The sequence below is a fragment of the Prolixibacteraceae bacterium genome, from assembly GCA_019856515.1.
Taxonomy (GTDB): domain Bacteria; phylum Bacteroidota; class Bacteroidia; order Bacteroidales; family Prolixibacteraceae; genus Halosquirtibacter; species Halosquirtibacter xylanolyticus.
In genome coordinates, this window is record CP082230.1 from 3,841,521 (window position 1) to 3,864,513 (window position 22,993).

Here is a 22,993-nt window from a genome sequence, read left to right on the forward strand (position 1 = left end):
TAGTTGCTATTCCATTATGATATTTATTTTAAAATAATATTAAGTTTGAAAAAAATTCTATTTATTGTCCCCAAGTTAGATGGTGGTGGTGCTGAACGTTTTATTATAAACCTATGTTCTTCGATCGACAGTGATCAATTTGAGTGTAAGCTATTAGTTCTCTCTAGTGATGGTGATTTTATTGAAAATGCAAAGAATTTAAAGATAGATGTAATACTTGGAAATTCGGTGAGAGTTAGAGAAAGTCTTATCGATGTTATATCTTTTATTTCAAAGATAAAGCCAGATATTGTATTTTCGACATTAAGCCATTTTAATTTATTGGTTGGTTTTATATCTATTCTTTTTCCAAAAATTAAATTTATTGCCCGAGAAACCAATATTGTGAGTAAAGAGAATAGAAGAGGAGTATTTTTTGACTTTTTGTATAGACTATCATATTCTCTTTTTGACAAAATAATAGTTCAGAGTGATGATATGTATAATGATTTTGTGACGACATATCATATCCCCCAAAAGGATGTTGAAAAAATAAATAATCCGATTGACATCAAAAAAATAGAGGATTATAGGGATTTTTCAAGATCAATTCAATTTGATTCTAGTAAAATTAATCTTATAACGGTTGGACGTCTTTCATATCAAAAAGGATATGATCTCTTGTTACATTCTTTTGCAAAATTTAGTAATATAGAACGGTATCATCTATATATTATAGGAAAAGGAGACAATCTTAATGATTTGGAGCACCTTTCGAAAGAACTCAATTGTGATAATCATGTCTCTTTTTTAGGTTTTATTAATCCTCCTTATCCATTGATTATGGATGCTGATTTTTTTATTTCTAGTTCACGTTATGAAGGTTTCCCTAATGTAGTTTTAGAATCACTTTCTTGTGGGACCCCCGTTATTTCAAATAACTATAAAGGTGGAATTACTGAAATAATTAATAATTCAAATGGTAGGATTATTGACATTACAAATAGTATTCATTTTCAGAATAGCGTGGATGGTTCTATTCGGAATCTAAAAAAAGATGATATTGTAAGTTCTGTTAATAAGTTTGATTCCAGTGTGATTATAGAAAAATACATGAATCTTTTTAAAACTGTTTAATGCTTGTAACACAATTTACACTTTTTATATATTTTACAATATGTGTTTTTTTTGTGATTGTATTGAATCAAGTCAAAGAAAAACAACGGAATATCATATTTGCTGGATTAACAATTTTGAGTATTCTTATGGTCACTTTTAGGGGTGAACTTGGTGCAGATACAGCCACTTATATTTCTTTTGTTAGGCATATTGAATGGTGGAATACGAAAAGATATTTGTTGATATTTGAACCATTTTTTATATACTTTGTGTTATTAGCCAAGACTTTGGTTAATGATCACATTTTTGTTTTTTTTTTAGCTGCATCTCTTAGTATTATATTAAAATCATACTCTATTGCCAAATACTCTCCCTATCAGCTCTTGTCTTTCATTATTTTCTTATCTAGTTACTTTTTGTCTTTAGAATTTAATCAGATGCGACAAGGTATCTCTGTTGGCTTTTTTGTATTTTCGATAGAGTTCTTGTTTAAGAAAGAGTATATTAAATATTATCTAATATTATTGACAGGTTGTTTTTTCCATAGTTCTTTATTGTTATGTTTGCTTGTGCCATTTGTGCCTCGTACATCTAATTATAAAATTATAATATTATCAGTCTTAACTTGTTTTATTTTTGTTTTTTTATCTCTACCGCTCTCTAGTATTATTAAGTTTATTTCTCCTTTTGCTCCTAGCATGGTAGGTGATAAATTGTTGTATTATATTTTGTCTGAATATGCTATAAAAGTTGGTTTCTCAGTTGTTCAATTATGGTATATCATAATTGTTCTTTTAGGGTGTTACTATATTCGTTTTGTTAATAGTACAAAATATGAGTTCTATTTTAATTTGTTTGTGGTTGGGGTATGTTTGAATTTTATTTTTAATAGTGTTTCTGTCTTGCTAAGATTGAGTTATCCATTATTATTGTTAGAGATCTTTATACCTCCTTTTATTATTAAGAATTCTAAAAATAAAGTATTATTGACTATTCTTTTTGTAATTTTCTATACGTTTAGATTTATTAATTTATTAAAAGGTTTTAAATGAAGGTATTGCATATATTCCCTACATGTAAGATTGGAGGAGCACCACTGTGTGTCTTAAGATTAATAAAAAATTCACGAGACAAGAATATACATGTTATTTGTTATAATGCTGATAACGAGCTTTTTGGTGAGTTTGAGAAGTACTCGACCATTCATAATATCGATGTGTCTAGGTTTAGTATTTCTTCATTGACCTCTGTGTTTCTTCTCTTTAAGAAGTTGAAACCAGATGTAATTCATTGTCACGGTAAAGGAGGAGCGTTGTATACTTTCTTTTTATCAATCTTCAAGCTAATATACTCGTTTAAAATATTCTATACTTTACATGGTTTCCATTTAAAGTATAAAGGTGTTAAGCTCAAATTATTCTTATTATTTGAACGTGTCTTTTCTAAAATATATGACCAATCTATTTCTGTATCTGCTTCAGAACAAGTGAATTTTATTAAATATACTAAAGTTAATTCAGATAAGAATACAGTAATTCATAATGGGATCGAACTCGATGATTGTGTTAGATCTAATTATGATGATATTTTAAAAGAAGTTGAGCATTATTCATATAATGCAGTTACACTTTCTAGGATAAGTCCAGAAAAAGATTTAATCCGTATGATTAGGGCATTTGATAGTGCAAATCTATCTAATGTTGCTCTCCATATTATTGGAGGTAGCTTTAGGGATACAAATTATCAGCTTAATGTTGAAAAAATAATTAATGAATTAAATATATCGAATGTTTTTCTTTGGGGTGATATTCCCAAAGCATCGTCTATTCTACAGTATTTTGATTTTTATATATCAACTTCTCTTTTTGAAGGGTTGCCAACTTCTATTATTGAAGCTCAAATGTCTAAATTATTGGTAGTTGCCACTGATTGTATTGGAAATATTGACCTTGTAGAAGATGGTATATCTGGTATTCTTGTGAAAGTTGGTGATACTGATTCTATTTCTGAAGGTATACGATACGCTTTTAGTAAACTTAATACCATTCACCATAGAAGAATCGTCGATAATGCTTCTCATAAGTCCGAATTATATTCGATCACCAATCATGTAAATAACATTAATAATTTGTATGAAAATAAAAATAAAGATTATTGACCATGAGTGACAAAGTTCTACAAGTTAATAAATATTATTCGCCTGATATTGGTGGGGTTGAGACTGTTGTTAAGCAATATTCGGAATTTTTACATGAGAATAAATTTGAAGTTTGTATTCTTTGTGTAAACAAAGATTTTACTCTTAAAACAAAGATTGAAGTTATTGATGGAATAAATGTGGTTAGATGCGCTTCATTGGGGACATATTTTTCAATGCCTATATCATTCATTTTTTACTATTACTACATAAAGTTAGCCTTACGAAGTTCATTAATACATTTTCATGAACCTTTTCCTTTAGCAAGTGTCACATCACTCTTTAGTTTAATTGGACTTTTTCGAAAAAAAAAGATTATTGTAACTTGGCATAGTGACATAATTAAGCAAAAAATACTTAAAGGTTTTGTTGAGTTCTTCCAATCTTTATTATTAAGGAGAGCTGATGTTATTACAACAACTTCACCTAATATGATTAAGTTCTCTAAATTGTTGCAAGATTACTCATATAAGGTCAAGGTACTTCCGCTAAGTATTGAGGTCAAGGATACTATCACAGAAGATGATTCCTATATTCTCTATTTGGGAAGATTGTCCTATTATAAAGGAATAGATATTTTATTAAAAGCATATGATAAGTCAGTAACTAGTCTAAAGTTAGTGATTGTAGGTGATGGTGAATCTTCTATCGTCGATTTGGTGAATGAATATAGAGAGCAGTTTCCTGATAAAATTATTTTTAAAAATTTTTTCGTAACAGAAGAGGAAAAATGGGAAATGATTAAGAACTGTTCTTTTTTTGTCTTTCCATCTGTACAGCCAAGTGAAGCATTTGGCATTATTCAACTTGAAGCAATGATTTGTTCAAAGCCAGTAATCAATACTAATCTACCAACAGGAGTTCCATTTGTTTCGTTGGATAAGATTACTGGGATAACTGTCGAACCAAATAATGTTGATGAATTATCTAAGGCAATCGATAAATTGTCTTTTGATATAGATTACCGGATTAAATTGGGGAATAATGCTTGTGAAAGGGTTAAAACCGTATTTTCTGATCACATAGTTCTAGATTCTCTCTTAAAAATATATAACAACAAATGAATATTCAGCTAATTGGAGCTTCTGGCTTTGTCGGTTCGAGATTTCTAGACACATATCGAAATGAGTTCTCTGTCTACAATTTAGATAAGAACCCAAGTCGCCATCATAGTGATATAACAAGTATTGGCGACGTTAGAGATCAGGATAGTTTAGATGTTTCATTAAAAGGAACTGATGCAGTAGTATTGCTTGCTGCGGAGCATCGCGATGATGTTTCTCCTACCTCCTTGTATTATAATGTTAATGTAGAGGGGACGAAAAATGTTCTTAATGCAATGGATAAGAATGGTGTAAAGAAAATAATCTTTACGAGTTCAGTCGCAGTCTATGGTCTTAATAAGAATTGTCCTAATGAAAACCATCCTCATGATCCATTTAATCATTATGGAAAGAGCAAATGGCAAGCAGAAGAGGTATTAAGAGAATGGTATCACAAAGATCCTGAAAATAGATCTTTAACAATCATACGTCCTACAGTAATCTTTGGAGAATGCAATCGGGGTAATGTTTTTAATCTTTTAAAGCAAATTGCATCAGGGCATTTCTTTATGATTGGTCAAGGTAATAATAAAAAATCAATGGCTTATGTGGGGAATATTGTTGCATTAATTAAAGATCGTTTAATTAATCGTGTTTCTGGGTATGAGGTGTTTAACTACGTAGATACCCCTGATTGCACTATGAATGAATTGGTTTCTCAGGTAGAAACAAGTCTAGATAAGAAAATCCCTTCTGTAAAGTTTCCATATGCATTGGGAATGTTAGGAGGGTACTGTTTTGATCTACTTGCTCTAGTAACACGAAAGAAATTGGCAGTAAGTAGTGTGAGAATAAAGAAATTCTGTGCTACTACTCAATTTGATGCTTCAGCTGTACGGAGTGCTGGTTTTAAGCCTCCCTATACTTTAGCCGAGGGATTGCATAATACTTTGCATTATGAGTTCATTGATACAAATAAGGATCATGATGATATTTATGTGACGGAATAAAGAGCAATTGGTGTAGCTCTATTTAACTAAATGGCACATACATCTGATGTAGGTGCCATTTAGTTTTTTATGTAATTAAAATAAAGATGTAACGTGATTAATCATTCTTTGAAGAGATATCTTACGATAATCGTTTTATTGCTTTGTCATTTTTCCACATTGGCACAACTTGACGGGTTTGTGTCATCGCGTACGTTAGTGAATATAGATGGACAGACACCATTTTGGCTATATAGTGGTGCCAATGGTGTAATTGAGGAAAATAAACAGGTAGTAACTCAATATATTAGACCGTGGCTTAATTATTCAAAATCATTCAATGATAGCAAATATACAATTGAAGCACGTTTGGCTAGTTCGATATATAATACCTCTTCTGGTGGTATTAAAGGTCTACTAGATCAATATAGTTTGTCCTTAAGCAGTAGAATATTTAAACTTGATATTGGAGCAAAATCAGATAATGTTCGCTATAATGGTTTGTCTGCAACTAATGGTGATATGTTGATGAGTAATAATGCTCTTCCTTATCCGATGCTTAAATTTTCAACCAATGGGTTTGTCTCTTTACCATTTAAAATTGCCGATAAATGGTTTGATTGGTATGCTGAATATGGAGAAGGATTACTTAATGATGATAGGTATGTGGACGAGGTTCATATTCATCAAAAGAAGTTACATTTTAGGTTAAAAGTTCCGAAAATATTAGCAATTGAGGTTGGACTAGATGACTATGTACAGTGGGGAGGAGTTTCTCCAGACCCTAATATTGGACAAATGGATGAATCATTTGAAGGTTATTACAGAGCAATACTGGGTATGCAAGGAGGGGATACAGGCCTTGATTTCGATAAAAAAAATGTTGCTGGAAATCATATTTCTCAACATGTGTTTCGTCTATCTCATGAGAATAAGTTCTTTAAAATGGAGGCTTATTACTTTCATCTCTTTGAGGATGGTTCGGGAAAACGTTTTAATAATTTCCCTGATGGAACTTGGGGTATTTTTATAGATCGTTCTGGAGATAAGTTCTTTGATTCAATGGTCGCAGAATATGCGACTACTTTAGATCAGTCAGGTCGTTATCATGATCCTGAAAATCATATGTATGGACAAGATAATTATATGGGCAATTATATATATAAGTCTGGATGGACCTATCATAATAAAACTATTGGGACTCCCTTTATGATCCCACAGGAGAATAATTTAGGGTTTGAATCTTCTCGTTTTATCTCGTACTATTTAGGTGCGATGGGGTATCTAAATTATCAGGTGAAGTGGAAGCTGAGGGCTTCATATTTAAAGCACTATGCGCGATATTTTGAAGAGGACCCAAGTTCTATTAAAGATAGTCCTGAATACCCTAAGAATCAGCAGAGCTACTCTTTTGAACTAGATTATAGTTATAAAAGTAGGTGGGTATTCACAGCTCAGTTGGGATATGACCATGGAGATCTTTTGGGGAATAATCTTGGGTTAATATTTGGTGTATCGTATTTGTTTTAACTAAGTAACATGACATGGAAAAGAAACACTCGACTAATGGTATAGATTTATTAAAGTTCATTCTGAGTTTACTCGTTGTTCTCATTCATTGTAATCCAATAAAGAATGATAATTGTTATAAATTTTTAATTGAGGGAATTATAAGGATTGCTGTGCCATCATTTTTCTTAATAAATGGACTTTTACTCAAAGAGCAATATTTATTGAATAAATCATTATACTTGAAAAAAAATATAAAGATTTATTTATTTTGGTCTTTACTATATTTCCCATTTTATTATCATACTTCTATATCAACATATTGTTTAAACTTTGTTATGGGCTATGGCCACTTGTGGTATATCGGTGCAATGATTCTTGGCGTATTCCTATTTTCTTTTATCTATAAATCGAGACTGAATAATGTTTTACTTTATATATTTATCTATGCAGTTGCATGTTTCTCATTTTATTATATTCAAATAATAAGTGAAGATATTGACCATAATATCGTGGCAAAAATCTTAAAACTACCAAAATACCTAATAAGAAATGGTTTTTGGGATGCACTACCATTTATTGGTATTGGTTATATGATAAAGAGGAAAAGATTCACAATTAAACAAAGTTATAACTTGGTGTTGTTTTTATTATCAATTACAGCTTTACTATTTGAGTCTTATGTTCTTAGAATAAAATTTTTCAACATTTATGAGTCAACAGAAGGTGCAGATTTTATGTTTATGCTTTTGCCAACCTCTGTCTTCTTATTATTATATTTTAAGGATCATATCAAGTTAGGAATTAATAGTATTTTGTTTAGACGATTAAGTGCTTTAGTATTTTTTATTCATTATGGAGTTAATCAAATATTAATGGAAATTTCTCAATATGGTGCAGTTGAAAGAACCTTTATTACAATAGCTATTACTATGGTCATATCATTAATTGTGATCTACATTCAAGATACTATCCATGAATCTAAACGATGTACAAAGCCAGTCTGATAAAAATTTATCAGATTGGCTTTGTATATAAATATCTATTTATAGTGATTTAATTCGCCTGTTCCATTAATTGATTTTGTAATTACAGGGTCTCCATAATATCCAATACGTCCATAACCATTAACAGTAGCATTTAATGTTTTATTGGCAGTTACATTAACTTTAGAACCATTGGTGATTACAACGGTAACATCATCAGCTTGAAGAGCTCTTGTGTTGATGCCTCCGTTTCCTGTGTGGGTGATGTTCAGTTTGGTTGTACTACCTGTAATAGAGAGGTCTCTACAATTATCACTAGCAACGTCTATGGCGTTTGTAGACACCTTAGGTGTAAATATTTCTGCTCCTTTGGAGATGGTTATGTTGATGTTTTTTGCTACAACAGGAGGATCAAATGATAGTTTTCCTGCAGATGCTTCAAGGTGTAGATCATCGTCTCCACAATCCCATTCAGAAACAAATACTTTCGCTTCATTAAGAGACACAAACGAGGTTAGATTAGGCACAGTAACATTAATCTTTGGTAATATGTTCTTATAATCTCCTTCCTGAAGACGTATTTGCCATACCCCATCTACAACCACTTTGTTGGTTCTATCAATAATATTTTGTTCCGTAGTGATGGTAACCTTTTGTTCCGTTCCTTGTGTTATGTTCACAGTAAATGGACCTTCTACCGAGATCTTAGTAAATGGATCAATTTGTAATTCTTTGTCCTTAATTACAGGACCTTCTCCTTCAATATACTCTTTTGCACAAGAGCTAAGCAGAATGATGCTTAGCATAGTAAGTAACTTCTTCATTGTTTTTTATTTCAAAAATAACGACTATTCGCATAGTGAAAGTATTTATTATGCTAAATTTTAGCAAGCATATAGGATAATTTAGAAGCTATAAAGAAGTGATCGTAGTGAAAAGGCCGATTGTTTTTTGCTAAATTTGTAGAAAGAATTCATCATTAAATGATTTTTCTATGAGTAACAACTGCAAAGATCATCATCCAGAGAATGATCCTCAATATAAAGGGCTGGCTGTAAATAGTGGAGTTTCACAACCAGAGATTGTAAATCAAAGTGCTGTCGAGCGTTTTCTAAATAAACAACGCCGTCTATTGACTGTTGACGAGTACGTTCAAGGTATTTTAGATCAAAACATAACCATTCTTAGTAAGGCAGTAACCCTTATTGAGAGTAGTAATCCAAAACATCAAAAGATTGCCCAAGAGGTGATAAAGCGATGTCTTCCATATTCAGGTAAATCTATCCGCATTGGTATCACAGGAGTCCCAGGAGCTGGAAAGAGTACATTTATTGAAGCTTTAGGTACCCTAGTCACAGGAAAAGGACACAAATTAGCTGTATTGGCAATTGACCCCTCTAGTGAACGAACTAAAGGGAGCATCTTAGGAGATAAAACTCGTATGGAAGATCTATCTGCTGATCCTAATGCATATATTCGTCCTAGCCCATCTGCTGGTTCATTAGGAGGTGTAGCACGAAAAACTCGTGAGACAATCATATTGGTTGAAGCTGCAGGATTTGACACGATATTTATTGAAACCGTAGGAGTCGGACAGTCTGAGACAGCTGTTCATTCTATGGTTGATTTTTTCCTTTTAATCCAAATAGCTGGTGCTGGTGATGAGTTACAAGGAATTAAGAGAGGCATTATGGAGATGGCTGATGGTATCGCAATAAATAAGGCGGAGGATGATAATGCAAACAAAGCAGAATTAGCTGCTGCTCAGTTTCGCAATGCTTTACATCTGTTTCCGAAACCAAAATCAGGATGGTCTCCACAGGTTGTAACTTGTTCCGCACTGTATAAGTTGCGTATAACCGAGATCTGGACTATGATGATGGACTATATGTCATTCACTCAAGAGAACAAATATTTTGATCTTCGTAGATCCGAACAAGATAAGTATTGGATGTATGAAACAATCAACGAAAGATTGAAGAATGATTTCTTCCATAACCAAGAGATAAAAGCCCTTCTTGGAAAGTATGAGGATGAAATTGAGAAAGATAAAATATCCTCATTTGGTGCGGCACAAGAGCTACTCGATAAATATCGATCTCAATTATAACATTGAGAATTAGTTCCACACCTTTTGAATAAGAAATAAGCAAAGAATAGCATCCTCCATTACGGGGATGCTATTTTATTATCTACTCTTTTAAAATAGATTGTTGCTATTTGTTGTATTTTTTAAAGACAATATTTACACGAAACTTGGCTTGGCTAGCTGAAACTTCGATATCTGAATTTCCATTTCCCACTCCCAAAGATCCTGAGTTGGCATTATATGCATCCTTATATTCAAACCCAAGTTCATCCATCACATTAAAAAGGTCAATTGCAGCACGAATACGACGACCATCTTTTAGCTCTAAATAATCTAGCAGTTCTTGTAATTGTGGTTTATATGGAGAACGCTTCCAATCGATAGTCATCCCGATTCCTCCTAGTAGCTTAGTATTTTCGATCGTAATGATCACATACTTTGGAAGTTTTGTCACATCAGGTTTCTCCATTGAAAAACTGCTTAGTTGTACCCCAAGAAGTACCATTAGCATTAATAACGCCTTTTTCATTTCCTTTATAATTTATTGTTCTACTCTATATGTAGAATGTTTGTGGTATTTATTACAACCCCAACAAAAAAATATTGAATCAAGGATTAATGGCTGATAAAAATAGAGCTTGCATATATCTCACAGCCTATTGAAATACAGTTTACTTACCCTTAAGTTACCTTTCCCTTACCTCAAAAGGCTATTTTGGTAAGGGAAGGGTAACTTAAGGGTAAGTTTAGGGTAACTTTGGTGGCTGTGAGGTCCCTTTTAAACCCCTTTTAAATTACTCTTAAATAGCCGAGTTGGGGTAGTCTGTTTTGAATAATAACTTCTTCTGCGATTTGTCATTTTTTCTATTTAAGTTGATTCATTGCGTGTTTCTATGAGTGACTAGTCATAGAGTAGTATTGGTTTGAGGTTCTCGTCATGTAAAAATAGATCACTTTGAGTGTTTGGGAGTGTTCTATTTGCAGAGAATGAATGTATAGTAAAAAGTTTGATGTAATTGTTTTCTTCTAGTTTAATTGTTAAATAAATATCAAATTGGTATTCATATTGCTAAAAACTAATAAATCAATTAGTTTGGTGGTCTAATGCTTACATTTTTATTGATTTATTTCATTTTAATCTTGTGTGACGACTTTATGAATCATTATTTTATTAATTTTGTACCTCATACACACATAAATAAGAGTGTTTCCTTGTTGCTTACAAATTGAAAGTGATAAGTGTGATACTTTTAGATATAGTTTAAGTTTATGAACATGCAGTATTTTGTGTGTAGTAGATTATGAAATTATAACTGTTGAGGCAAATGAAAGTATTAAAATTTGGAGGAACTTCTGTTGGATCAGTAGAAAACATGAAGACGGTAATGGATATTGTTACCGATGGAGAGAAAAAGTTGGTTGTTCTTTCTGCGATGTCTGGAACCACTAATACTTTGGTGGAGATTGCAGATTATCTTGCCAAGAAGAACAAGGATTCTGCACGCTTTGTCATCAGCAAGTTAGAGAAACAGTACTACCAAACCATTCGTGAGATGTATCATTCGGAAGAGATCATTGAGCGAGCTTTCATGATTGTTGAAGATTGTTTCGATACGATCAAGTCGTTCACTTCTGGTGAGTTCACCGAGAATGGAGAAAAAAATATATTAGCCCAAGGAGAGATTATCTCTTCTAATCTTTTCAACTTATTGTTGATTCAAGAAGGGTATAAGTCTACACTACTTTCGGCACTAGATTTCATGAAGATTGATAGTGATAAGTCAGCGGATCAATTTTATATTGAGAAGAATGTATGTAAATTATTAGAGGAGAATCCAAGTGCTGATTATTATATCACACAGGGGTTTATCTGTCTGAATAGTGATGATGAGATTGATAATTTACAGCGTGGTGGTTCCGACTATACAGCATCGTTGATTGGAGCTGCGATTAAGGCAGAAGAGGTTCAGATATGGACTGATATTGACGGATTTCACAATAATGATCCACGTGAGGTAGAGAATACGAAGAAAGTGGATTCACTATCTTTTGATGAAGCAGCAGAGCTTGCATATTTTGGTGCTAAGATTCTTCATCCTCAAACAGTATTGCCTGCAAAATTGGCTAATATCCCTGTACGTCTTAAGAATACGATGAACCGTAATGATGAAGGAACAATTATCCGAAGTCAGACGGGTTCACAAGGTCTAAAAGCAGTTGCTGCAAAAGATGGAATTACTGCGGTTAAGATTCGTTCAGGACGAATGTTAAATGCCTATGGTTTCTTGAAAAACATCTTTGAGATCTTTGAGTTCTTTAAGACACCTATTGATATGATTACGACCTCTGAGGTTGCTGTCTCTGTTACTATTGATGATCCTAAGAATCTAGATGCGATTGTAATGGAGCTCAAGGAGTATGGAGATGTTGAGCTTGATGTAGATCAAACGATTATATGTATTGTTGGAAATATGATCTCTACATCTGAAGGTTTAGCCATGAAGGTTTTTGATGCATTGGGTGATATTCCTGTACGAATGATATCGTATGGTGGTAGTGACCACAATATTTCAGTATTGGTTTCAACAGAGGATAAGAAAAGAACGTTACAAGCGATTTCTAATCACCTGTTAGATTAAGATTTTAAGAGATCATGATAAATAGAGAGTTATTATCAAAGCTGACAAGCAAGGCTACACCTTATTACTTTTACGATACAGAATTGTTGAGAAAGACGATTCAGGAGATCAAAACGGAGAGTAATAAGTATGGCTATCAAGTGCATTATGCCTTAAAGGCGAATACACATGATGGTGTTGTAAAAGAGATTGTAGCAGCGGGTTTTGGTGCAGATTGTGTGAGTGGTAATGAGGTAAGTTATGCTCATAGTATGGGTATACCTTCTGAACGTATTGCCTTTGCTGGAGTTGGAAAGACAGATCATGAGATACTAACGGCATTACGTGTGGGGATCTTCAGTTTCAACTGTGAGAGTATCCCTGAGATTGAGGTGATCAATGATTTGGCAGCACAGGAAGGAGTCGTAGCACCTATCGCGATTCGCATTAATCCAGATGTTGACCCAAAGACACATGAGTATATTACAACAGGATTAAAGGACAATAAGTTTGGTATCAACCATTGGGATTTTGATGTGGTGGCTGAGCGTCTTAAATCGTTAGATAATATTGAGTTGACTGGTATTCATTTTCATGTGGGATCGCAGATTATGGATATGACTGTCTTTGAGCAGTTGAGTTTGAAGATCAATAAAATCGCTGCATGGTTTAAGGAGAATGATTTTCATCTTCATCATATTAACGTTGGTGGTGGATTAGGAATCAATTATGAAGCACCTGTTGAGGCACCTGTGGCAGATTTTAAGGGCTACTTTAAAGCATTCCATGATCATATTCATTTAGAGGAGGGGCAGGAGCTTCACTTCGAATTGGGGAGATCTGTTGTGGCACAGTGTGGCCATTTGATATCTAAAGTCTTGTATGTAAAGCAAGGTTTGGAGACCCAATTTATGATTTTGGATGCAGGAATGACAGAGTTAATTCGTCCTGCACTTTATGGAGCACATCATGACATCTCGGTTCTTACGAGTGATCTCTCAAGAGAGAAATATGATGTGGTAGGTCCTGTGTGTGAATCATCGGATGTATTTGCAAAAGGAGTTATGCTTCCAAAATCTAAGCGAGGTGATATTGTGGCCATACACTCTTCTGGAGCTTATGGACAAACAATGGCTTCGTCGTATAATATGCGTGATTTGGTTAAAGGGTATACTACCGAAGAGTTATAATAAAATTACTTAGGTGGATAGTTGTCATTAAGATTATCTTGCCAAGCAATTCCATGATTTCAATAAATAAGAGAAGGAGTAGTCTGACTACTCCTTCTCTTATTTAAAATATTTTGATTCTCAAACAGAAGGGGGTTTTGATAATTACAACTTCTTCTTCTTTTTTTCAGGAATTTTCCCCTCTAATACCATTACAAACTCTCCTTTAGGAGGATGATTTTCAAAGTGAGCAATCATCTCTGTTACCGTTCCTCTTACGGTCTCTTCGTACATCTTGCTAATCTCTCTACTGATACTTATCCTACGATCTTCTCCGATAAACTCTTTAAATTGGGTGAGTGTTTTTACTACACGGTAGGGTGATTCGTAGAAGATGATGGTTCTTTCTTCTTCCGCAAGCTCTTGCAGTCTCTTCTGACGTCCCTTCTTTTGGGGAAGAAAGCCTTCGAAACAGAACTTATCATTAGCTAAACCACTATTCACAAGTGCTGGTACGAAAGCAGTAGCACCAGGAAGACAATCTATCTCTACATCATTTTCAATACAGCTCTTTGCTAAAAGATAGCCTGGATCAGAGATTGCTGGTGTCCCTGCATCGGTGATTAATGCCATCGTGGTCCCTGCCTTTATCTCTAAAGCAAACCTCTCCGATGTTTTGTGTTCGTTGAACTTATGGTGTGAGATACATCGAGTGTCGATCTCGAAATGTTTCAATAATTTTCCAGATGTCCTAGTATCTTCAGCGAGGATCAAATCGACCTCTTTTAAGATACGTATTGCACGGAATGTCATATCTTCTAGGTTTCCTACAGGAGTAGGAACTAAATATAGTTTTGACATAATGATTTGTGATCGATTAAATAAATTTACGTTTAACTTGCTCTAGAAAAGATTGGTGGGCAGGTTCTTCTTTCCACTGAGATACTTCAGAAAGAATGACAAGTGCTTCTTGTTCAGAAAGAGTACTGTTTAGTTTCTCCATCGTGCTGTTTAATCTCTCCATGTCACCTGCAAAGAGATCTCTGACATACATTAATCTGTCATTAAGATTTAGAGCAATTTGTCTCTCTTCTTTCGGAGCTAAGAATGCAACTACCGCTGGGTCGATGTATATGTTGTTATACAATTGTCTTAGTTGGGCAAATCCAGCAATCGAGTTTTCTGATACAGCTGAGGGTGTAGGTTGAGGTGTCTCTTCTGTTTTCGGTTCAGGAGTATCGCTGTTCTCTACAGCCTCTATTTTAAGTTCTGTCTTGGTAGGGGTATGAGCATTGTCTGCCACTCTATCCTCTACTGGTTGAGGTGTCTCGACCTTCTCTGGCTCTTGAATATTGGCTTGTGTGGGAGCTACTTCTTCAGGCTTTGGAGGAGCCTGAGCTGGTATCTCTTCTTGTTCCACCTTCTTTTCTTCTAATACGGTTACAGGTTTATGGTCAACGATTGTCTCTTCTTCTGTTTGGTTTATTTCTGCCCCATCGTTTTCATCTAAAAGAAGTTTTAGCATATCAGAGATTCCATCACATTTGTTTACAATGCTTCGAATACGAGAAGGGACGATTTTGTCTTCCGTTGTTAGATTGTCTAATAAAAAAACAAGGTGGTCGATGTCCTTACGTACAAAATCTAAATGCTTTTCAATCTGTGTTTTGTTCATAAAACATAAGTATTTAAGAAGGATATATTTAATTGTTTACAAAGGTAGAAACATCGTGTAAAAAAAGGACTCTATCTCTATTTTTTTCGTTTAAAGATTAACATCCATGTTATCCATATACTCCGTTTTCGTAAATCTGTGGAGGTCTAAGAATTATTGGAAACAAATCCTTAGACCTCAAAGATATTGTCGGTACTAATCCATTGCATTAACCGATGCGCTATAATTTAATGGATATCACTATTTCAAGTTCGTAATAGTAACTGTACTCTGTTTCTGATTACGATATCTTTTTATCTTTAAACTATGATGTGTTTCAAGTTGACCTATGGCCTTGATAAACTGAGGTAAACTAGAGGTTTCGTAGTTTTCTATGTTTGTAATCACATCTCCTACCTGAAGATCAGAACTATCGGCAGGACTCTCTTTTTTTATTGATACAATAATTATTCCTTTAGAGTTTGGTAGTCCTGCAGCGGATCTTTCAGCTAAAGAAGTAACCTGTTTTACTTTTGCTCCCTTCCAGTTATAGAATACCATATCATTAGATAATTGTTCTGTTCTTACGATAATGGATATGTTTGGTTTCTTTGCTAGCTCTTTTAGTTTAGGATCTGTGACTCCAAAGTGCTGTGTGTCGAAGTTGATGAAATTGAAATCAAGCAATAGATTTTGATCGAAATTGAACACTTTCTTCTCTATGGCATGTCTTATATCATCGCTATAGCCGCTATTATTATCCACCCCTTTGGTCTTGTTTATAACAAGCATGCTTTTATCGGTATATATGTTTTTATCGACGTAATCTCCCCATGCTTGGAGGCGAATATCTTTGTGCTTACTCATAAAGATGTTGTTATAGATTGAGTCGTGAGAATTACTAAACCACACATGTGGATGGAATCCATTGTTTAGTGTGATATTATTACGAACGGTTCGATAGAATCCTTCTCTTAGTTTTATTCCTCCTGAGAGACATAAGTTGTTCTCAATAATGTAGTTTGATGATCCATCGTCAAGATCAATATCCCATCCATGGTCACATCTAAACCTATTGTTTGCAATGGTTGTCGTCTCAATGGCATCCCATTTGGCAATGGAAGCATCTTTAGCTGTTAATTTGTTCATCACGCCCCTGTTTGGATGCCAAAATCGGTCTCTTCCCCACGAGTTGAACGCACCATGATCGCTCGTTTCAAGTACTGTGTTGAATGCATCATTGTTGGTAATTTGGTGACCACCCCATGTTCCATCGCAAATATTTATAGCAGCTCTTGGGACATCATAAATGGTGTTGTGATCGACTTTAATGCGTCGAGACATCGATATGTTTACTCCAGCAGTTTGTTTTTCAATACGACCAATACGATATATAAGGTTGTTGTCTACAACACATTGCATCGGATAGTGATTGTTTTTAGGCCCTTTTAGGGTATCCATCTTATCTCGGTCGACGGATTGGTAGTATTGAAAAGCAGGAGATCTTACTGCGGAGGGATCTCCCACGAAATTAAATGCTGTTGCTCCACAGTCGTGGATTAGGTTGTTGCTGAAATGGTGATCTCTATTATATCCATCGATAAAAACAACATTTCCTCCTAGGTCTTTAAATGTACATCTGTTTATTGATACTTTTTCAGCTCCTTTCATATAAATAGCACCATCTCGATGTATAGTCCAGTCGCTACGAAGAAGGGGCTCATAGTCTTTCAAGTAAGTTCGGTTGGTTTGGCTAAATTGTACTCCTTCTATTGAAATATTTTTTACCGGATTGTTCTCTGTACCCTCTATGTGTATTAGATTGTCTAGATTTGATACCTCTACTAATTGGGGCATGATTGTTGTTTCCCATAGATAAAGCTTTTGCTCTTGTCTGTTAAAAAACCACTCTTTGGGGCTATCTAACTCTTCAAATATATTTTCTATCATCCGATACTTAATATGCGGTTTTGAAGCTCTGTTATTCTGTTGGCCTCCACTAAGAATAGCCTTGCCATTGTCATCGACCCCAGTAATTGTATAGTGAAAATCCCCCCACTGTCCTCTATGCATTGCATTAAAAATGGCACCTTTGGGGTTCTTCCACGAAGCAACTCTTTCTTTTGATATTGCATCTGCAGCCCAACCTTGCCAAGGACCTTTCTTTTCATTATAGTTGGGGTATCGAGCAAGGATCTGCTTCTGGTTATCAACAAATAGTAGTGAATTGCTGGAGATATTTTTAATATTAGATGACATGATTTTATCATTGTATATCTTCCAATTAGGTTTTAAGATACGCGAACCTTTTATCTCTACCAACCCTTGTCCTATAATGGATAAACCACTCATGACAGGGGTGATACTAATAGGACGGTCTAAATAGTAGGTACCTTCTTTAATGATAATTTGGATATTTAAATGGTCGTCGAGCTCTTTTAATCTTGAAGCCTCAGTAAATGCGTCAGTAAGGGTGTAGCTGTCGGTAGAGTTGTTATCTACGATTAATGTTTTGCTATGCTTACATCCGGAGCAGAGGCTGATTAAAAGTAGGATTTGAATGAAAAATAGTGGTGTGTTCATTTGATTTACAGTTAAATAGTTATGTTCTAAAGTTACAATAATCTTTATAGTATTTTTGTAATTTAAGTAAGAAAGAGATCTTTTAAATCTTATTGGCAATGTAATTTTATACACCTTTCAATGGAAATATCATATACAGTATTCTTATATCTATTATCTTTGTTGAAGAGAAATGAATACATTAAATTGCTATAACTATTACATATGTTTTTAGAAACAACCATCAATGCAACACAAAAGAGAGGCTGGATTGAAGTAGTCTGTGGGTCTATGTTTTCAGGTAAAACAGAAGAGTTGATTCGTCGATTGAAACGAGCACAGATTGCAAAACAGAATGTGGAGATATTTAAGCCTTCTATTGACACTCGTTATTCTGAAGATAAGGTCGTTTCGCATGACGAAAGTGCGATTCGTTCAACTCCTGTTGAGAACCCAGCGAATATTCTATTGTTAAGTGCCGATACTGATGTGGTAGGCATTGATGAAGCCCAGTTTTTTGATAGTTCTATTGTTGATGTTTGTCGTGAACTTGCAAACAGTGGTGTGAGGGTTATTGTGGCAGGATTAGATATGGATTTTAAGGGGGTCCCTTTCGGTCCTATTCCTTCTTTGATGGCAGAAGCAGAGTATGTTACGAAAGTGCATGCAATATGTGTTCGTTGTGGTAACTTAGCTCAGTTTAGTCACCGTCTAACCACTGATGATAAGCAAGTGCTATTAGGAGAACAAGAGGCTTATGAGCCTGTTTGTAGACATTGTTTTAAAGAGATAAATAAAGCACAGTAAATTAATATGAATTATCCGTTGTCCACTTTGGTATCGAAGTTGATGTGTCATGTTGATAGTGATACGTTACAGGGAAAGTATATCCACAGTTTTGCGGTGGACACTCGTTCTATATCAGATGCAGAACATACGCTTTTTGTCTGTTTGAAAGGAACGAAATCGGATGGTCATAACTATATACGCCAGGCAATTGATATGGGTGTCAGAGCCTTCCTTGTTCGAAAGGTACCTGTAGATTTGGTCACGGATACTATCGCCTTTGTAGTGGTGGATGATCCCTTATATGCTATGCAGCAATTGGCCAGATTTCATCGAAGTCAGTTCTCTGTACCAGTTGTAGGTATTACGGGATCCAATGGCAAGACCCAGGTGAAGGAGTGGATCTCACAAATATTGTTTGGTCAGTGTAATTTGGTGAAAAGCCCGAGGAGCTTTAATTCTCAGATTGGTGTCCCTCTGTCTGTACAGATGCTAGATGTATCACATGATATTGGGTTATTTGAGGCAGGAATATCTGAGCCAGATGAGATGGCTAGGTTACAACAAGTGATAGCACCTACCATAGGTGTGCTTACCCATATGGGGGATGCTCATCTAAGTAATTTTAATGACAGAGTAGATCTGTTAGAAGAAAAATTACTACTTTTTCAACATGTTGATAAGTTGATTTACTTCGACTCACAAGAGTGGGTTAAGGATGTTGTTGAAAAGAAAATTACGGATAGATCACGTCGGCTTATTATATCTCAGCATCAGAAGAATGCGGATGTTTTTGTGTCTCTCGTGGATATCGGAGATATGTCTACAGCCATCGTGCTTCGATTTGAAGGTAAGGACTACTCTTTTACTATCCCATATAAAGACGAGGCAGCTATTGAGAATGCTATCTTGTCTGCATCCTTTGTTCTGTCGATGGGACTTTGGTGTGATGAATGTGTAAATAAATTGGCACATCTAGAGCGTGTCTCATTGCGTTTGGAGATCAAAGAGGGGCTACAAAATGCAACCATCATTGATGATAGTTATAATAGTGATTTATTGTCTCTTTCGGTGGCCTTGAATTATCAGGAACAAAATAATAAAGAGAACAAAGAGAAAGTACTGGTGCTATCAGATCTTTCTCAACAGAGAGAAGAAGATGAGGCCCAGATATATCATGAGGTAGCATCTCTTATTTCACAACACCATATTGTACAGCTTTATGGTGTTGGCTCACGTCTTTATCATTACCGTTCTCTATTTGAGCAGTTGAATGCAAAGTTCTATCTGAATACTGATCAGCTAATCCAAGATATCCCAAACCTCAGAATAGCCCAACATTGTATCTTGATTAAGGGTACGCGTAGTTATAGGCTTGAAGAGTTTTCATATCAGATCCAAGAGAAGACGCATCAAACTTATTTGGAGGTGAACCTGGATGCGATGCGAGATAATCTACAATACTATAAGTCGTTGTTGGGAGCTACCACTAAAGTGATGGCCATGGTAAAAGCCTCTTCTTATGGAACTGGAAGTATTGAGGTGGCGCATATGCTTCAAAATTGTGGAGTAGACTATTTGGCTGTGGCCATTGCTGATGAAGGTATTGAGTTAAGAAAATCGAATGTTCGTATTCCTGTTGTGGTGATGAATCCTGAGAAGCATGCTTTTGATTTGATGCTTGAGTATGACTTAGAACCTAATATTTATGACTTCTCTCTGTTAAACGATTTTGCAATGGCAGTATCTAAGAGTGGAAAGAGTCATGTGGCTATCCATGTTAAATTAGATACAGGTATGCGCCGTCTTGGTTTTGATTCTATGGATCAGATGGATATCCTTGCAGCGAAATTAAAAACCTATCCGTATCTAAAAGTGAAAAGTGTATTTACGCATTTAGCCGTTAGTGATACAGAAGGTGAAGAGCATTTTACTTATAAACAGTTTGATCATTTTGAGATGTTAGCATCTCATTTGGAGGAGCGCCTAGGTTATGATTTTATGAAGCACACTTTAAATACCGCGGGTATTGAACGGTTTGCACCTTACCAGATGGATATGGTTCGTTTGGGAATAGGATTATATGGAGTGAGCTTCTTCTGTCAAGATGCACTTACGGAAGTGATGACATTAAAGACCCAGATTTCACAGTTAAAAGTGATTGATAACAAAGATACTGTTGGTTATGGTCGTCATGGTAGAAGAGATACTGTCGGAAAAATTGCGATACTTCCCATTGGCTATGCAGATGGGTATCATCGTAAGATGGGAAATGGAAATCACACGGTGCTAATACGTGGTGTTTTAGCTCCTACTATAGGTAATATCTGTATGGATATGTGTATGGTTGATGTAACCAATGTCGCGGATGTTTCTGTAGGAGATGAAGTGATTGTATTTGGTCCATCACACTCTATTCACACCATCGCTGAATCTTTGGAGACCATCCCATATGAAGTGATGACAGGAATTGGACAAAGAGTGAAAAAGATATACTTCTCCGAGATATAATAAATACGACAACCATAGTCGAACTACAGTTGTCGTAAATCTATCAGACCTGAATAGCTATAGGTTTTAAGTCAAATAATAAAATGATCTATATCTTACAGTTCTATCTGTTGTTTCTACGTTGATTAATCATCATCATAGTAAAAGTGATACCTACACTTTTTGCTTTGACAAGATAAAATATATTAGCAATAACTTATAGGTCACTTTAAAGTTAGAACTTGGTATTACTTGACAACAATCTTATATGTTTTACCACTGTTCTTGATTAGGTACATGCCCGACTGAAGATCTGTGATATCAATTTTATCACCTATTTGGTAGTTAGAAACCTCTTTCACAAGAGCTCCAATAATACTGTAGAACTTGATGTCGCCTTTGATGTTATCCCCTTTAATTACGATAAAGTTGGATGCTGGATTTGGATAAATACTAATATCCGAATTGCCTATAGTCTTAACTGCCGTTGCTAATTTTCGCTCTCCAACAGTAGACCTTCTTCCAAATACTCTAACCTCTGAAAGTGACCAATAGGATGATGAAGGACCAGGGTATACTCTTTCAGTCTTTTGATGGGTTGTCGTTCTTATGTATTTTGCAACAACAGGGTCAACTAATCCTACACGTTTAAATCTATTCGTTGACTTTTGTTGAGAAATAGTTGTCCAATTTTTGTTATCAATACTCACTTCCACCTTCATGTCAATGGTTGGAGGAAACCCTACACTTTGCCAGAAATTACGATATTCAAAGAAGTCAATTTGATCAATCGTGTATATGTCATCGAATTCAAATAGATGAGTGTGTGACTTATCTGCTTTCCATCCAGATGCTGGCTCTTCAAGTTCATTGTCATTTAATACTGCATGAATACCCTCAATATTATTAGTGATATTCGGATTTTTATTATTTCCATATACTTGGAATAGGCCAATGAATCCATCTTCTTTTTGATTAGCATTGTCAATGGTTAGCTTTACATACCTTGCTTGTGTCGGTTCGATATGTAGATATTTAATGTCCAAATCATTTTCAATCGTGTAATCAATCCAAGTTAACTTATCATCACTGATACTAACAGTAACTTTATCTACATTGTCACTTTTATTCTCCGTAGCCACTCCTTTGTCTGCGATAAGAAAGTCGCTAATGAAAGGGCGGTTTTTTAGATCTAAGATAAAGCTATTGTTAGCACTATGAGTATAGTTCCATACATGATAAGCCTGACTTTTATCGTCTTTAGAGAAAAAGTGATTGTTATAAGAGACGATATCTTTGATCTCTTCATCCTTGTCTGCAGGGGTAAGAAGGTCATTTGTTGCAGATAAAAGAATTTGATCCGTTAGTGTTACTTTAATACGTACCCACTTGTCCTCGTATTTATTTGTTTTGGTATTAAATGTGAATGCATTCTTTACTCTATAATATACATCTTCACCAAATACCGGTTCTGAAGCATAAAATGTGGCCTTGATGTGTGCCCAGCTCCCGTTGTCAAAATCAATAACTTTAATGTCCTTAACTTTCAATGGTGAGTTTGGGTCAATCTTAATCTCTACATCTTCCGCAGTACAGATGATAGGATTTTCTTGATAATCAATAGATGCAAAAAAGAGATCCTTAGATGTTGTTGAATTAAGAAATGTCAAATTATTTGTCCTTTGTCTCAATTGGTTTTCTGCCAAAAGATTTAGACTTGACATGATGAGCAAGATGAGTAAAATTCTCTTCATAAACTTAGTGATGTTTGTTGTTGTTTTCGTTTGTATTTAAAACGGCATT

General features: G+C 34.8%; 18 protein-coding genes. 12 read left to right on the top strand and 6 right to left on the bottom strand.

Features of this window, described 5'->3' with window-relative positions:
- Nucleotides 1-45: 45 nt before the first annotated feature.
- The 7 genes from K5X82_14145 (at nucleotide 46) to K5X82_14175 (ending at nucleotide 7,843) form a co-directional block, all read left to right on the top strand.
- A complete protein-coding gene (locus K5X82_14145; GenBank protein ID QZT36387.1) occupies nucleotides 46-1,116 on the top strand; it encodes a glycosyltransferase in 1,071 nt (356 codons plus the stop codon).
- Nucleotides 1,116-2,150 carry an EpsG family protein gene (locus tag K5X82_14150; protein ID QZT36388.1) on the top strand — a complete coding sequence of 345 codons (1,035 nt, stop codon included), beginning with the start codon at nucleotides 1,116-1,118 and terminating at the stop codon, nucleotides 2,148-2,150. The genes K5X82_14145 and K5X82_14150 overlap by 1 nt, the downstream gene beginning before the upstream one ends.
- A complete protein-coding gene (locus K5X82_14155; GenBank protein QZT36389.1) occupies nucleotides 2,147-3,256 on the top strand; it encodes a glycosyltransferase in 1,110 nt (369 codons plus the stop codon). The genes K5X82_14150 and K5X82_14155 overlap by 4 nt, the downstream gene beginning before the upstream one ends.
- Before the next feature lie 2 nt (nucleotides 3,257-3,258).
- Nucleotides 3,259-4,359, top strand: a complete 1,101-nt coding sequence (locus K5X82_14160) for a glycosyltransferase (GenBank protein ID QZT36390.1) — start codon at nucleotides 3,259-3,261, stop codon at nucleotides 4,357-4,359.
- The gene (locus K5X82_14165) at nucleotides 4,356-5,348 is read left to right on the top strand and encodes an NAD-dependent epimerase/dehydratase family protein (protein ID QZT36391.1); all 993 of its coding nucleotides are present in this window, start codon (nucleotides 4,356-4,358) and stop codon (nucleotides 5,346-5,348) included. Before K5X82_14160 ends, K5X82_14165 begins: the two co-directional genes overlap by 4 nt.
- Before the next feature lie 93 nt (nucleotides 5,349-5,441).
- Entirely contained in the window at nucleotides 5,442-6,857 is a 1,416-nt protein-coding gene (locus K5X82_14170) for a capsule assembly Wzi family protein (GenBank protein QZT36392.1), read from the top strand.
- A 14-nt stretch (nucleotides 6,858-6,871) separates the two neighbouring features.
- On the top strand, nucleotides 6,872-7,843 hold the full coding sequence (locus tag K5X82_14175; protein QZT36393.1) for an acyltransferase: 972 nt from the start codon (nucleotides 6,872-6,874) through the stop codon (nucleotides 7,841-7,843).
- 35 nt (nucleotides 7,844-7,878) lie between these two features.
- Here K5X82_14175 and K5X82_14180 read toward each other — a convergent pair whose 3' ends face one another.
- A complete protein-coding gene (locus tag K5X82_14180; protein ID QZT36394.1) occupies nucleotides 7,879-8,646 on the bottom strand; it encodes a DUF2807 domain-containing protein in 768 nt (255 codons plus the stop codon).
- Between the two features lie 170 nt (nucleotides 8,647-8,816).
- Between K5X82_14180 and meaB the strand changes: the two genes are divergently transcribed.
- A complete protein-coding gene (gene meaB / locus K5X82_14185) occupies nucleotides 8,817-9,932 on the top strand; it encodes a methylmalonyl Co-A mutase-associated GTPase MeaB (GenBank protein QZT36395.1) in 1,116 nt (371 codons plus the stop codon).
- Between the two features lie 106 nt (nucleotides 9,933-10,038).
- Here meaB and K5X82_14190 read toward each other — a convergent pair whose 3' ends face one another.
- Nucleotides 10,039-10,440, bottom strand: coding sequence for a hypothetical protein (locus tag K5X82_14190; GenBank protein ID QZT36396.1), 402 nt, complete (start codon nucleotides 10,438-10,440; stop codon nucleotides 10,039-10,041).
- A 796-nt stretch (nucleotides 10,441-11,236) separates the two neighbouring features.
- Between K5X82_14190 and K5X82_14195 the strand changes: the two genes are divergently transcribed.
- Both K5X82_14195 and lysA read left to right on the top strand, forming a co-directional pair.
- Nucleotides 11,237-12,550 (top strand): aspartate kinase, encoded by a 1,314-nt coding sequence (locus tag K5X82_14195; GenBank protein QZT36397.1) that lies wholly within the window; start codon nucleotides 11,237-11,239, stop codon nucleotides 12,548-12,550.
- 14 nt (nucleotides 12,551-12,564) lie between these two features.
- Nucleotides 12,565-13,719, top strand: coding sequence for a diaminopimelate decarboxylase (gene lysA, locus K5X82_14200; protein ID QZT36398.1), 1,155 nt, complete (start codon nucleotides 12,565-12,567; stop codon nucleotides 13,717-13,719).
- A gap of 144 nt (nucleotides 13,720-13,863) precedes the next feature.
- On the opposite strand, the gene rsmI is transcribed toward lysA, so the two are convergent.
- From rsmI to K5X82_14215, 3 genes are all read right to left on the bottom strand, one after another.
- Nucleotides 13,864-14,559 carry a 16S rRNA (cytidine(1402)-2'-O)-methyltransferase gene (gene rsmI, locus K5X82_14205; GenBank protein ID QZT36399.1) on the bottom strand — a complete coding sequence of 232 codons (696 nt, stop codon included), beginning with the start codon at nucleotides 14,557-14,559 and terminating at the stop codon, nucleotides 13,864-13,866.
- A gap of 16 nt (nucleotides 14,560-14,575) precedes the next feature.
- On the bottom strand, nucleotides 14,576-15,373 hold the full coding sequence (locus K5X82_14210; GenBank protein QZT36400.1) for a hypothetical protein: 798 nt from the start codon (nucleotides 15,371-15,373) through the stop codon (nucleotides 14,576-14,578).
- A gap of 240 nt (nucleotides 15,374-15,613) precedes the next feature.
- On the bottom strand, nucleotides 15,614-17,935 hold the full coding sequence (locus K5X82_14215; GenBank protein ID QZT36401.1) for a PDZ domain-containing protein: 2,322 nt from the start codon (nucleotides 17,933-17,935) through the stop codon (nucleotides 15,614-15,616).
- A gap of 204 nt (nucleotides 17,936-18,139) precedes the next feature.
- Between K5X82_14215 and K5X82_14220 the strand changes: the two genes are divergently transcribed.
- Together K5X82_14220 and K5X82_14225 are read left to right on the top strand one after the other, a co-directional pair.
- A complete protein-coding gene (locus tag K5X82_14220; GenBank protein ID QZT36402.1) occupies nucleotides 18,140-18,721 on the top strand; it encodes a thymidine kinase in 582 nt (193 codons plus the stop codon).
- A 6-nt stretch (nucleotides 18,722-18,727) separates the two neighbouring features.
- A complete protein-coding gene (locus tag K5X82_14225; protein QZT36403.1) occupies nucleotides 18,728-21,211 on the top strand; it encodes a bifunctional UDP-N-acetylmuramoyl-tripeptide:D-alanyl-D-alanine ligase/alanine racemase in 2,484 nt (827 codons plus the stop codon).
- Nucleotides 21,212-21,438: 227 nt separating this feature from the next.
- Here the strand turns inward: K5X82_14225 and K5X82_14230 are convergent, their stop codons facing one another.
- Complete coding sequence (locus tag K5X82_14230; GenBank protein ID QZT36404.1) at nucleotides 21,439-22,944, bottom strand: T9SS type A sorting domain-containing protein; 1,506 nt, start codon at nucleotides 22,942-22,944, stop codon at nucleotides 21,439-21,441.
- Nucleotides 22,945-22,993: the final 49 nt, after the last annotated feature.